The sequence below is a fragment of the Micromonospora xinjiangensis genome (assembly GCF_056150165.1).
Genome location: NZ_JAXCFO010000008.1, coordinates 125,333 through 137,342, shown reverse-complemented (window position 1 = coordinate 137,342; position 12,010 = coordinate 125,333). Strand labels below are relative to the sequence as shown.

At 73.7% G+C, this 12,010-nt stretch carries 9 protein-coding genes; 4 read left to right on the top strand and 5 right to left on the bottom strand.

The annotated features are described in order from the left end of the window. Window positions 1–6: 6 nt before the first annotated feature. A complete protein-coding gene (locus SM573_RS25860) occupies window positions 7–897 on the bottom strand; it encodes an RNA polymerase sigma-70 factor (RefSeq protein WP_474617259.1) in 891 nt (296 codons plus the stop codon). 266 nt (window positions 898–1,163) lie between these two features. Between SM573_RS25860 and SM573_RS25855 the strand changes: the two genes are divergently transcribed. From SM573_RS25855 to SM573_RS25845, 3 genes are all read left to right on the top strand, one after another. Beyond that, window positions 1,164–1,778 carry a TMEM175 family protein gene (locus SM573_RS25855; RefSeq protein ID WP_474610821.1) on the top strand — a complete coding sequence of 205 codons (615 nt, stop codon included), beginning with the start codon at window positions 1,164–1,166 and terminating at the stop codon, window positions 1,776–1,778. A gap of 111 nt (window positions 1,779–1,889) precedes the next feature. Further along, a complete protein-coding gene (locus SM573_RS25850; RefSeq protein WP_474610822.1) occupies window positions 1,890–3,668 on the top strand; it encodes a glycoside hydrolase family 15 protein in 1,779 nt (592 codons plus the stop codon). Between the two features lie 139 nt (window positions 3,669–3,807). After that, the gene (locus SM573_RS25845; protein WP_474617258.1) at window positions 3,808–5,010 is read left to right on the top strand and encodes an erythromycin esterase family protein; all 1,203 of its coding nucleotides are present in this window, start codon (window positions 3,808–3,810) and stop codon (window positions 5,008–5,010) included. Window positions 5,011–5,022: 12 nt separating this feature from the next. Here the strand turns inward: SM573_RS25845 and SM573_RS25840 are convergent, their stop codons facing one another. Further along, on the bottom strand, window positions 5,023–6,123 hold the full coding sequence (locus tag SM573_RS25840) for a DNA glycosylase AlkZ-like family protein (RefSeq protein ID WP_474617257.1): 1,101 nt from the start codon (window positions 6,121–6,123) through the stop codon (window positions 5,023–5,025). An 85-nt stretch (window positions 6,124–6,208) separates the two neighbouring features. Between SM573_RS25840 and SM573_RS25835 the strand changes: the two genes are divergently transcribed. Beyond that, window positions 6,209–7,414, top strand: coding sequence for a cytochrome P450 (locus tag SM573_RS25835; protein ID WP_474617256.1), 1,206 nt, complete (start codon window positions 6,209–6,211; stop codon window positions 7,412–7,414). Window positions 7,415–7,497: 83 nt separating this feature from the next. Here the strand turns inward: SM573_RS25835 and SM573_RS25830 are convergent, their stop codons facing one another. The 3 genes from SM573_RS25830 to SM573_RS25820 form a co-directional block, all read right to left on the bottom strand. Further along, window positions 7,498–8,685 carry a low temperature requirement protein A gene (locus SM573_RS25830; RefSeq protein ID WP_474617255.1) on the bottom strand — a complete coding sequence of 396 codons (1,188 nt, stop codon included), beginning with the start codon at window positions 8,683–8,685 and terminating at the stop codon, window positions 7,498–7,500. A 70-nt stretch (window positions 8,686–8,755) separates the two neighbouring features. Further along, the gene (locus tag SM573_RS25825) at window positions 8,756–10,357 is read right to left on the bottom strand and encodes a glycosyltransferase family 2 protein (protein ID WP_474617254.1); all 1,602 of its coding nucleotides are present in this window, start codon (window positions 10,355–10,357) and stop codon (window positions 8,756–8,758) included. After that, window positions 10,354–11,703, bottom strand: coding sequence for a glycosyltransferase family 4 protein (locus SM573_RS25820; RefSeq protein WP_474610981.1), 1,350 nt, complete (start codon window positions 11,701–11,703; stop codon window positions 10,354–10,356). Before SM573_RS25820 ends, SM573_RS25825 begins: the two co-directional genes overlap by 4 nt. Window positions 11,704–12,010 lie beyond the last annotated feature (307 nt).

Sequence of the window (12,010 nt, the reverse complement as noted above, 5' to 3'; positions counted from 1 at the left end):
CGGGCCTCAGGCCGGGGCCGAGACGGCCGTGTTCTTCTCCGGGTTCATCTGCCACAGCACCCGGTCGATGCCGTCGGCCGAGGCGGTGACCGTGAGCACCGCGTACACCTCGCCGTCGCGCCGCAGCACGGCGGACGTCCGGCCGTTGGTCTCCGCCCAACTCACCTCGACGTCCCGCCAGAACCAGGAGATCGCGTCCAGGAACCTCACGACGGGCGCGATCCCCACCACCGGCCGGCGGGCGACGCCCAGCGCGCCGTTGCCGTCCGACAGGCTGGTCACGTCCGCGGCGAGGAGCCGCTCCAACGCGGTCATGTCGCCGGAGCGGGCGGCCGCGACGAACGTGGTCAGCAGCTCCCGCTGCGCCGCGGCGCTGACGGGAGCACGCCGCTCACTCGCCATGTGCCGCCGCGCCCGGCTCACGAGTTGGCGGACCGCGGGTTCGGTCGACTGCAGGATGTCGGCGATCTGCCCGTACGGGTAGTCGAACGCCTCGCGCAGGACGTACGCGGCACGCTCGTGCGGCGTGAGCTTCTCCATCAGCAGCAGGGCCGCGAACTCCAGCGCCTCACCCCGCTCGGCGCCGAGGTACGGGTCGGCGCTCGTGTCGACCGGCTCCGGCAGCCACGGCCCGACGTACGTCTCCCGCCGGACCCGCGCCGACCGCAGCGCGTTGATGGCCAGCCGGGTGGTCGTGGTCGCCAGGAATGCGCCCGGGTTGACCACGGCACGGCGGTCGGTCGCCTGCCACCGCAGCCACACCTCCTGCACGAGATCCTCGGCCTCGGCGGCGCTGCTGAGCATGCGGTACGCGATCCCGAACAGGCGCGGCCGCACGCTGGTGAAGACGGCCGCGGCCTCGTCGAGATCGTCCGAGCCCACCGGCTCCTGGGCCACACCGGAATCCGTCACCGCTCGCCCCCGTCCGCTCGTGCCGTGGCCGCCGCCGAGCCCATGGTGGGCCGGTCGCACCGGGATCGCCAACTGCGGGTCCACGGCAGTGACGTTGGCGACGCCGCGCCTGTCACAGATACCGCGGCTGCCCTGTCTCGACTCGGTGAAGACACCGGAGACCTCCGAGCGGGGAGCCGCATGACCGACCAGAAGCCGACAGGCGGGCCTCCGGGCCGCCCGAGACGTGCCGACCGGCGAAGGGGGACGTGGTGAGAACCAGTCGACTGGAGGCCTTCAGCGACGGGGTGCTCGCCATCATCATCACGATCATGGTGCTGGAGCTGACGGTGCCGGAGGGTCACGACCTCTCCGACCTCGTCCACACCACCGGCGTGGGGCTGCTGACGTACCTGCTCAGCTTCGTCTACGTGGGGATCTACTGGAACAACCACCACCACATGTTCCACCTGGTCGCGCGGGTCAGGGGCGCGGTGCTGTGGGCGAACCTGGCGCTGCTGTTCGCCCTGTCGCTGTTCCCCTTCACGACGGCCTGGGTGGACGAGTCGATGTTCGCGCGGACCCCGGTCGTCGTCTACGGTCTGAACCTCCTCGGCGCCGCCGTCGCCTACTTCGTGCTCCAGACCGTGATCATCCGAGGTCAGGGGGCGGAATCGCCGCTGCGCAGAGCCGTCGGCAGGGACCTCAAGGGCAAGCTCTCCCCGCCACTGCACGTCGTCGGGATCCTCAGCGCCCTGACGGTCGACCGGAGCGGGCACGTCGGCGTCTGGCTCGCCCTGGCGTGCTTCGTCGCCGTGGCGGTCATGTGGATCGTCCCCGACCGCCGCATCGACCGGGTGGTCCGTGAGCACGAGGCGGCGACCTGAGGGCGCGGTTCCCCCGCCCCTGGAGGTGGGCCGGGCGCGTACCCGACGGTGGACCGTCGACGGGAGTGCCGCCCGCGTTAGCGGGGCCGGGATCGCGGGTAAGCGCGCCGGGTGTCCGCGGTCGCCATCGCCGACTACGGCCTGCTCTCCGACAGCACGACTGCCGCGCTGGTCAGCCGCGACGGCTCCGTCGACTGGTGGTGCCCGGGCCGGTTCGACGCACCGTCGGTGTTCGGCCGGCTGCTGGACCCCGACGCCGGGCACTGGGCGCTCGGCCCGGTGACCACCGGGCCGGGCACCCGCTCCGAACGGGCGTACGTCGAGGGCACCCTGGTGCTGCGCACCGTGCACCACACCGGCGACGGCAGCGTCGCGGTGACGGAGGCGCTCCTCGCCGAGCCGGGGGCGCGCGGGCACGAACTGGGGCGCACCTCCCCGATGGTCCTGGCCCGCGTGGTCGAAGGGCTCACCGGCCGGGTGCGGATGCGGTGCGAGTTCGTTCCTCGTCCCGAGTACGGGCTGGTCACGCCGTACCTGCACGGCGCCGACGGTGAGGTGCGGCTCGGCGCCGGTCCGCTCGCCCTGACTCTGCGCGCCCCCGTCCCGCTGGAGTGCACGCAGGGCCGGGCATACGGTGAGTTCACCGTGACCGCCGGCCAGGTCCTCGCCTTCGACCTGGCGCACGCGCCGGCCTACGGTCCGCCCCCGCGCCGCCTGGATCCGGTGGCGTCGCTCGCCGACACGATCGAGGCCTGGCGGGCGATGCGGGAGATGCACCCCTACCGGGGGCGCTACCCCGATCTGGTGCGGCGGAGCATGCTCGTGGTGCAGGGCCTGACCTACCAGCCCAGCGGCGCCGTGGTGGCCGCGGTGACCGCCTCGCTGCCGGAGGACCTCGGCGGCGCGCGCAACTACGACTACCGGTACGCCTGGCTGCGCGACTTCTTCCTCACCATGCGGGCCCTCTGGGTGGCCGCCTGCCCGGACGACACCGGCCGGCTCTTCGGTTGGGCGGCCCGCTCCGCCGGTCGCAGCGGCGACGAGCCGGTGCCGATCATGTACGGGGTGACGGGCGAGCGGAACATCTCCGAGTACACCCTGGAGCACCTGCGGGGGTACGCCGACAGCGGACCGGTCCGGATCGGCAACGACGCCTGGCGGCAGCGCCAGAACGACGTGCCCGGCGAGGTGTTGCTCTGCGCCTACCTGCTTCGGGATCACCTCGGCGAGCTGTCGGACGAGCTGCGGGCGCTGCTGATCGGTCTGGCCGAGCAGGCGACCCGCTGGCGCGAGCCGGACGCCGGCATGTGGGAGGAGCGGGGTGCCGGGCGGCACAACCTGGCCTCGAAGGCGCTGTGCTGGGGTGCGCTGGACAGCGCGGTCAAGCTGGCGCCCGTGCTCGGCCGGCAGGCGGATCCACGACGATGGGCGGCCGTCCGGGACGAGATCCGGGCCGAGGTGCTGCCGGCGGCCTGGAACGAGCGCGTCGGCGCCTTCACCGGTGTGCTCGGCTCACCGGAGCTGGACGCGTCGGTCCTGGTGCTGCCGTTCACCGGGATGGTGTCAGCCACCGATCCCCGGATGCGGGCCACCGTCGAGGCGGTCGCCCGGGAGTTGACGACCGACGGTCTGGTGCGACGGTGGCCCGACGACCCAGCCGGCTTCGTGGCGTGCACGTTCTGGCTGGTCGAGTGTCTGGCGATGGCCGGTGAGGCGGAGCGCGCCACCGCGCTGTTCGAGCGCACGGCTGCCCGGGCGAACGACCTCGGACTGTTCGCCGAGCAGATCGATCCCCGCACCGGCGCGCACCTGGGCAACGCTCCCCTGGCGCTCTCCCACGTCGCCCTGGTCGGCGCCGCGTGGCGGCTCACCAGGCCGAGCTTCGTCTGAGACGGGTGCCGCGGAATGCCCCGCGCCGCCGAGCCGTCCGCCCGCTCGCCGAGGTCGGGCCGGTTGAGGGTTTTGCCCTCTAGTCGTGCTGGAATCGGTGAAAAGTCTCCACCGATGGTTCAACGATACGGTCGAGGTCATGACTGCCGGCATCACCGACATCGCCCATCCCGTGACCGCTTCCACCGTCATGAGCCTGCTTCCGGGCCGGCCACGGCTGCTCGCCCTCGGCGAGCCCACCCACGGCGAGGACGCCCTGCTCGACCTGCGCAACGACCTCTTCCGGCAGCTCGTCGAAGAGGAGGGCTACCGGACGATCGCGATCGAGAGCGACTGCCTCATGGGTCTGACCGTCGACGAGCACGTCACCGCGGGCACGGGCACCCTCGACGCGGCCATGGAGCACGGCTTCAGCCACGAGTGGGGCGCCTTCCCGGGCAACCGTGAGCTGGTGCGCTGGATGCGCGCGTACAACGACGGTCGACCCGCGGCCGAGCAGGTGCGCTTCGCCGGTTTCGACGGCCCGCTGGAGATCACCGGCGCCGCGAGCCCTCGACAGGCCCTCACCGCGCTCCACCGCTACCTCGCCGCCCGGGTCGACGCCGACCTGCTCCCCTGCACCGCGGAGACGCTCGACCGCCTGCTCGGCGCCGACGACCGGTGGACCGAGCCCGCGGCGATGACGGACCCGTCCCGGTCCGTGGGGCAGACGCCCGAGGCCCGGGAGCTGCGGCTGCTCGCCGACGAGCTGGCCGCAACGCTCGATGCGCAGACACCCCAGCTCGTCGCGGCCTCCTCCCGGGAGGACTGGGATCGGGCGCGACTGTACGCGCGCACCGCGACCGGGCTGCTGCGCTACCACTTCGGGATGGCCGACGCGTCACCGAGCCGCCTGGCGCGGCTGGTGGGCCTGCGGGACTCGATGATGGCCGCCAACCTGCTCGCCCTCGCCGAGCGGGGCCCGGTGCTGGTGCACGGCCACAACGGCCACCTCCAGCGGACCCGGAGCAGCATGCGGATGGGCGGCCGAGCGGTGCGGTGGTGGAGCGCCGGCGCGATCGTCGACGCCCATCTGGGCGCGGGGTACGCCTTCCTCGCCACCGCCGTCGGCACGATCCGCCACCGGGGAGTCGACGCCCCGCCGCCGGACACCGTCGAAGGGCTGCTGTACGCGCTGCCGCAGGAGCGTCACCTCGCCGACAGCCGCCGGCTGGCCGGCGCCCTCGCCACCGCGCCGGCCGTCGCCCGGGTGTCCCCCTGGTTCGGCTACGCCCCGCTCGATCCGGCGCACGTGGCCGACACCGACGCGATCGTGTTCGTCAGGGACTCCCGGCGGAGCTGACCTACCGGGTGTTCAGCCCGGCAGGACCAGGCTCAGCCGCAGCCAGTCCGCCAGGTCGCCGATCTCCCGGCGGACGGCCTCGGTCATGGCCCGGGTGAACGGCACGTCCTCGTGGATCGCGTCCACGCGGAGCAGCCCGGCCCCGCGGTCGGCCGTCGCGTCGAGCTTGCCCACCAACCGGTCCCCGGACAGGATGGGCATCGCCCAGTAGCCCCAGCGGCGCTTGGCGGCCGGCTTGTACATCTCCAGTTGGTAGTCGTACCCGAAGAGCTCGGCGATCCGGGTGCGGTCGTAGACGAGCCGGTCCAGCGGGGACAGCAGCGCCGTCCGGCCGGTGAACGGCCGGTCCAGCAGGTCGGGGTCGACCCGCCACTGGCCCTTCACGCCGTCGACGACGGCGGGTTCGCCGGCGGCCGACACGTCGTTCGGCTCCCCCGGGCTCTTCGGGGCGCGGGCACGGGCGATCCCCAGTGCCCGGAGGCGGCGCGCGTCCCGCACGCGCGCCGCCTCCTCGTAGGGCACCACCTCGTCGGGGTAGACCCGCTCCGCGAGGTCCCACAGGCGCTCGGTGCCGCGGCGGCCGGCGGCCGCGACCTCACCGCGCCGCACCAGGAAATCGATCATCTTGGCGACGTTGCGGTTGTTGGTCCAGCCGGAGGAGCGCCAGGGGACGACGCACGTGTCGGGGAGGTCGCGCACGGTCAGCGGCCCGTCGGCGCGCAGGCGGGCGAGGATGTCCAACCGGCAGCCGTTGTTCGCCGCCAGCCAGTCCCGCAGCTCCTCCTGCCAGCCCCGCAGCGGAGGACGGCCGGGCCACTCGGCCATCTCGGCACGGTAGAGCGCGATGTCCTCCGGCGGGCGGACGTAGCCGTCCAGCTCCAGCAGGGTCTGCTCGTCGAGCGCTTGCCGGAGCCGGCCGGGCGAGTACGAGGAACCGAGCCGGCTCCACAGGACCAGGTCGGCGCTGGGCGCGACGGCGGCGGTCGGGTCGTTCTGCACCAGCGTCAACCGGCGTACGACACCGACCATCCCGGTCGGACGGGGCGCGTCCAGGAGTTGGGCGCGCACGGCGAGGCGACGCGCGTCGGCGCGGGACAGCGTGTGCACGGTCACCGCCTGACACTAGTGGCGCTGTCGTCGCCTGGGCGACGCCGGAGATGATGCAGGAGAGCAGAGGGCTCTCAGGGGAGGCGCAAGGATGGACTACCAGAGCGCACTGGCGTCGCTGTTCCAGCCCGAGGGACGCGTGGACCCGTACCCGGCCTACGACGTGCTCCGCGCGCACGCTCCGATCTTCCAGGCGCTCGACGGCCGCTGGTTCGTCACCACCCACGCGCTCACGAACCGGGTGCTGCGCGACCCGGGCCTGCGCGTCGCGGACGCCGCCGACTACGACGGCTTCTGGCCGGACTGGCGGCGCAACCGCGGCGTCGCCTCGATCGTGCTGTCCATGCTGCAGACCAATCCGCCGGACCACACGCGGGTCCGCCGCGCCGCGGCGGCCACCTTCACCGCCCGCCGGATCGCCGAGATGCGCGACGTCGTCAGCGGCCTGGCCGAGGACCTGATCAAGGCCATGCCGGCCCGGACCGACTTCATGAGCGCCTTCGCGTTCCCGCTGCCGATCGGCGTGATCTGCGCGCTGCTGGGCGTGCCGGAGGCGGACCGTTCCTGGTTCCGGCAGCGCGCCGCGGACCTGACCGTGGTGTTGGAGCCGATCAGCACGGAGGAGGAGATGCGGCTCGCCGACGTGGCCGGCCGCGACCTGGAGGCCTACTTCACCGACCTTATCGAGCAGCGGCGCCGCGCCCCTCGGGAGGACCTGACCAGCGCCCTCGTCGCCGCGCACGACCACGGCACCGCCGGCGCCGCGCTGACCGGCGAGACCCTGCTCGCCAACCTGATCCTGCTGCTGATCGCCGGCTTCGAGACCACCACCAACCTGCTCGGCACCGGCCTCCGGCTCCTGCTGGAGCGTCCCGAGCAGGCGGACCGGTTGCGCGCCGACCCCCGCCGCGCGCCGGCGTTCGTCGAGGAGATCCTCCGGTACGACTCCCCGGTGCAGCTCACGACGCGGTTCGCCACCCGCCCGACGGATCTCGGCGGCGGGGTGCGGCTCGCCCCCGGCGCGGAGGTGACCATGCTGCTGGGTGCCGCCAACCGGGACCCGGCCCGCTACCCGGACCCGCACCGGTTCGATCCGGACCGCCCGAACGTGCAGCCGGTCTCGTTCGGCGGCGGCGCGCACTACTGTCTCGGCGCCCCGCTGGCGCGGCTGGAGGCTCAGGTCGCGTTCCCGCTGCTGCTGACGATGCTGCCCCGGTTGCGCCTGGCCGGCCCGGCCGAGCGGCGCGACCGGCTGGTGCTGCGCGGCTACGCCACGCTGCCGGTCACGACCGACTGATCCGCGCCGGGGGTTCGGCCCGAGGCCCCTGCCGGTGACGGCGTCGCGATCCCGCTGGTCGCGGCGGTCGGGCCGGGACCGGATCACCAGCGGGTGCGGATGCGCCAGCGGGTGCGGTAGACCGGCCGCCCCCAGTGCGGAACGAAGGCGATCACCATCATCCCGACGGTGACGACGGCGGCCACGGCGAGCGCCGGTAGTCCTCCCGTGAACGGCACCGTCACCGCGAGGACGAGCAGGCCTACCGGCAGCCGCCACAGCATCGCCCGGAACACCACGAGCGCGTACACGGTGCGGCCGGCGAGGAAGACCAGCGGGCCGGTCACCACCACCGCCAACTGGGTGGCGTCGATCTCGCCGCCGGGATCGCTGGCCACGATGTCGCCACCGGCGGCGACCAGCACCACACCGGCCACCATGACCAGGTGCGCGTAGGCCGCCACGAGGGCGATGCGGCCGGGGCTGGTCGCCTCGTCGATCCCCGTGGCGAGGTGGTCGGCCACGTAGACGATGTAGATCCGCCACATCGTCACCGTCAGGACGAAGAGGAAGATCACTCCCACCGTCCGCAGCGACACGAACGGTGGGTCGCCGTAGTGCCGCACCCCGACCAGGATGATCTCGCCAAGGCAGACGATGAACATCTGGCGGTAGCGTTCCGCCAGGTGGTCACCGCCCACCCGAAGCTCCTCGGCGCCGGCGCGGCCGAGCCGCGGCAGCGGATAGCCGAAGAGGCCGACCGCGTAGTCAGTCGCGATCGCCGCGCCCCAGAGGACCAGCCGGATCGGGCTGGGCAGGAACGCGCCGGCCAGCCACAGCACGCCGGTCAGGCAGAACCAGACGAGCACCCGCAGGGGCCGTCTCTGCAGCGCGTGCCCACGCAGGGCCGTCACCAGGATCAGCCCGCGACAGAGGTGCAGGCCCACGTACGCCCCGGCGAAGGCGATCCCGCTGGCTCCCTCGAAGGCGCTGCTGACGGCCAACGACATCAGCAGGCCCCCGAAGAGCACGCCGAGGACGATCACCTGGACGAGCGGCTGACGCGGGTCGTACCAGTCCGTCGTGTAGGCGGTGACCGTCCAGACCCACCAGATCGCGGCGAGCAGGACCACGGTCTCCACCGCGTGGAGCCAGCTGAGGTGGCCGGTCAGCCGGTCGGAGAGCCGGGTCAGCGCGACGATGAGGCCGAGGTCGAACAGCAGCTCCAGGTAGGAGATCCGGCGGGGAGTCTCCTGACCGCGCAGGATCCACCCCGACCGCGCCCGCGCCACCGCCCCCGTTCCTCCGGACAATCCCGTCCAGAATTCGTACCACGGCCGGCCCGGCACTTGTGCCGGGTTGCTACCGGCGGCGGGGCAGCACCCGGCGCAGCTGCGCGGCGACCCGGGCGGCGGTCACCGGCACCACCGAGATCATCAGTCGGCCGGAGGCGTCACGGACCGGCGTGACCACGTACAGTCGGGCGCCCCGCCGGCGCAGCAGGGGCGCGGTCGAGCGTACGGCGGGGGCGCGCACGGCGGCCGAGCCGGCCGCGCCGGTCGCCGTGGCCGCGCCCACGGCGCGCGCCGGGTCGAAGGCGCCGACCTGGGCGGACAGCGCCCGGCGCTGGCCGGTGGCCCCGGTGTTCGCGAGCAGGTCGGCCACCCGGAACCGGATCCGCAGCGTGGTGCCCCGCGGTCCCCGGCCGGCGGGGGTGACCTCGCCGGGGATCTCCTCGGCGCTGACCGACAGCGGCTGCGCGCCCGCCGCGGGCAGCTCGGGCAGGGGGCTGACCGCGGTGACGGTGAGCACCCTCTCGCCTCGCTCGTCGGTCTCCCAGGCCAGCCCGGTGGCGTCGAGCTTCGCGGACCAGTCCGGCGCGTCGGTCACGTCGAAGCAGGAGTCCGGCAGGCCGCGGTCCGGTGCGCGGAAGCCGGGGTAGGCCGCGTACCGGCGGTCGCCCTCGACGACGGTGGGTGGCACGCCGCCGCGGGCGTCCTGCCGGATCACCGCGAGCAGGTCGTCGAGGGCGCCGTCGCGGGTCAACGCCAGCCGGATCCGGGTCTCGGCGTTGATCTGCGCGGCGATCGGCTCGGTGAGGTGCGTGCGGACCAGCCGTCCCACGCCGTCGTGGACGAGCTGCTGGGTGTCCCGGTCCAGGAGCAGCAGGTCGTCCTCGACCAGCTTGGCGATCTCGTGATCGAAGCGGCGGGCGAGGACGGCGTCGCGCTTCGGACCGGCCGGGATCAGTTCGGCCACGAACGCGGTGGTGGCCTCGACGGTCCGCAGCCGGTCGGCGTGCCGGCTGAGGTAGGTGATGTTGGTGGCCCGGTGCCGGCGGACGGCGTAGTAGTAGTCGTAGTCGGCGAGTACGGAGATGCGCCGGGCCCGGTAGCACGCCTCCAGCGTGAAGGGCAGGTCACTGCCGAGCGGCAGGTCCTCCCGGTACCGGATACCGTGCTTCTCCAGCAGCTCACGCCGGAACAGCTTCGTGTTGGCCAGTGAGCGCGGCAGCGGCGAGTCGAACAGATCCACGTCGGCCTGCGTTCGGGCGAAGATGTCCTGGTAGATGTGGCGGCTGTTGACCCCGACGACCCGGCCGAGCACCACGTCGGACTCCCACCGGTCGGCCGCCTCGACGAGCCGGCGCAGCGCGTCGGGGCCGAGGTGGTCGTCGGCGCCGAGGAAGAACACGTACCGGCCGGTGGCCGCGTCGAGGCCCCGGTTGAACGGGCCGGCCGGGCCGCCCGAGTTGGCCTGGTGGAGAACGGTGAAGACGCCGGGGTGCCGGGCGGCGTACCGGTCCAGCTCGGCGCCGCCGGCGTCGGTCGACCCGTCGTCGACCGCGACGACCTGGAGCCGGCCCGGGCCGATGGTCTGCGCCACCAGCGAGTCCAGGCAGCGGGTCAGGTAGGGCATGGTGTTGTAGACCGCCACCACCACGCTGACGTCGGGGACGGTCACCGGGGCGGCACCGCCAGGCCCGCTTCGGCGTCGGCGGGCGCCAGCAGCCGTCGGTAGAGCGCGTCCAACCGGCTCGCCTGGGCCTCCCAGGTCCAGCCCGGCAGCGGCGAGTCCGGCCCGTCGTAGACCGCCCGGTAGCGCGCCGGGTCGGCGAGCACGGCCCGCACGGCCCGGACCAGGTCGGCGACGTCCCGGGCCCGGAACACCTCGCCCTGGCCGGTGGCCCGGACGGTCTGCGCCATCGTCCGCACGTCGCTCACCACGATCGGCAGCCGGGCGTGGGAGTACTCGAAGAACTTGGTGATCAGGGCGATCTCGTGGTTGGGCCAGTGGTGCAGCGGGATGAGCCCCACGTCGGCGCCGCTGAGGAACGCCACGAGCTGCCGGTACGGCACGTACGGCACCGCGTGCACGCGGTCGGCCGCGCCGAGCCGGTCGGCGCGGGCCAGCACCTGTCGCACGTACGGCGCGTCGAGGTCGCCGACGACCAGGGCCAGGTGCACGCCGGGCAGCCGGGGCAGCGCGTCGACCACCGTGTCCACGCCGCGCTGCACCGCCATCGCGCCGCTGTAGACCAGCAGCGGGGTGTCCGGGGCGACCCCGCAGCGCTGCCGCAGGTCCGGGGCGGGCTCGTCGTCGTCGCCCGCCGCCTCGCCGGCCACCGGGGCGTTGAGCAGCACGGCCGGGCGCTCGGCCAGACCGTGGTCGCGTTGCAGGAGTTCGGCGAGGGCCTCCGACACGGTGACGACCGCGTCGGCCTCCCCCACGTACTCGCGCACGTACGCGAGGTGGGCGGGGAGCCAGCGGGCGTTGTCGCGGCGGGGCTTGGCGCCGGGCAGCCACTCGTGCGCGTCCCAGACCAGCCGCACCGGGCGCCCGTCGGCGCGGGCGCGTCGCACGGCCCGGGCGGCCACGCCGAGCATCCGGAAGTCGTGCGCGTGGACGAGGTCCGGCCGCAGCTCGTCGATGACCGGGCCGAAGAGGCGCTCGTAGCCCCAGAGCCCGGGTTCGAGCCGCCGCCAGGACCGGTCGCCCTGCACCGAACGCCAGAACACGACCTGGGCGTGCTCGACCGGCCGGCGCGCCAGCCGGGCGGCGCGCAGCGGCACCCCACCCCGACGCACCAGCCGCGCGCGCAGGCCGCGCAGCCCGCCGGGCGGCGAGGTGGCGGTGTTCGCGTGGCCGCCCATCGGCAGCACCCGCACCCGGGCCTCGCCGAGCTGCCAGGTCCGCTCGTCGTCGCGGCGGGCACACCCGAGCAGGATCACGTCCCAGCCCGCGTCCGCCGCCGACCGGGCCGCCTTCTGCACCCGGGAGTCGCCCTCGACCGCGTTGTCGACGAGCATGACCACCCGCCTCCGGCGCTCGTGCGGCGCGGCGTCGAGCTGCATGAACGATCTCTCCCATTCTCCGTCCGGCTGGTGCCCGGCGAGTGTACGGCAGATTCTCGCGGTCACGACAGGACCGGCAAGGGGCCTCGGAATTGTCCACCAGGCGCCCTTCAGCACCGCGTTGGCCTGGGAAGACACCCGGAATCGCCCTTTTCGGCAGACGATCGACACCCGCCATTAACCCGGCGCACACAATGCGCCCACTAGCGTTCCGATAGCCATTCGATCGCGAATTTCCAGGACACGACCGGATCGCCGGCTG

What these genes read in the sequence shown, in the direction of transcription:
- SM573_RS25845 (WP_474617258.1), top strand. Translation starts at nt 3,808, where the DNA reads ATGACTGCCGGCATCACCGACATCGCCCATCCCGTGACCGCTTCCACC.
- SM573_RS25820 (WP_474610981.1), bottom strand. Translation starts at nt 11,703, where the DNA reads ATGCTCGTCGACAACGCGGTCGAGGGCGACTCCCGGGTGCAGAAGGCG.
- SM573_RS25835 (WP_474617256.1), top strand. Translation starts at nt 6,209, where the DNA reads ATGGACTACCAGAGCGCACTGGCGTCGCTGTTCCAGCCCGAGGGACGC.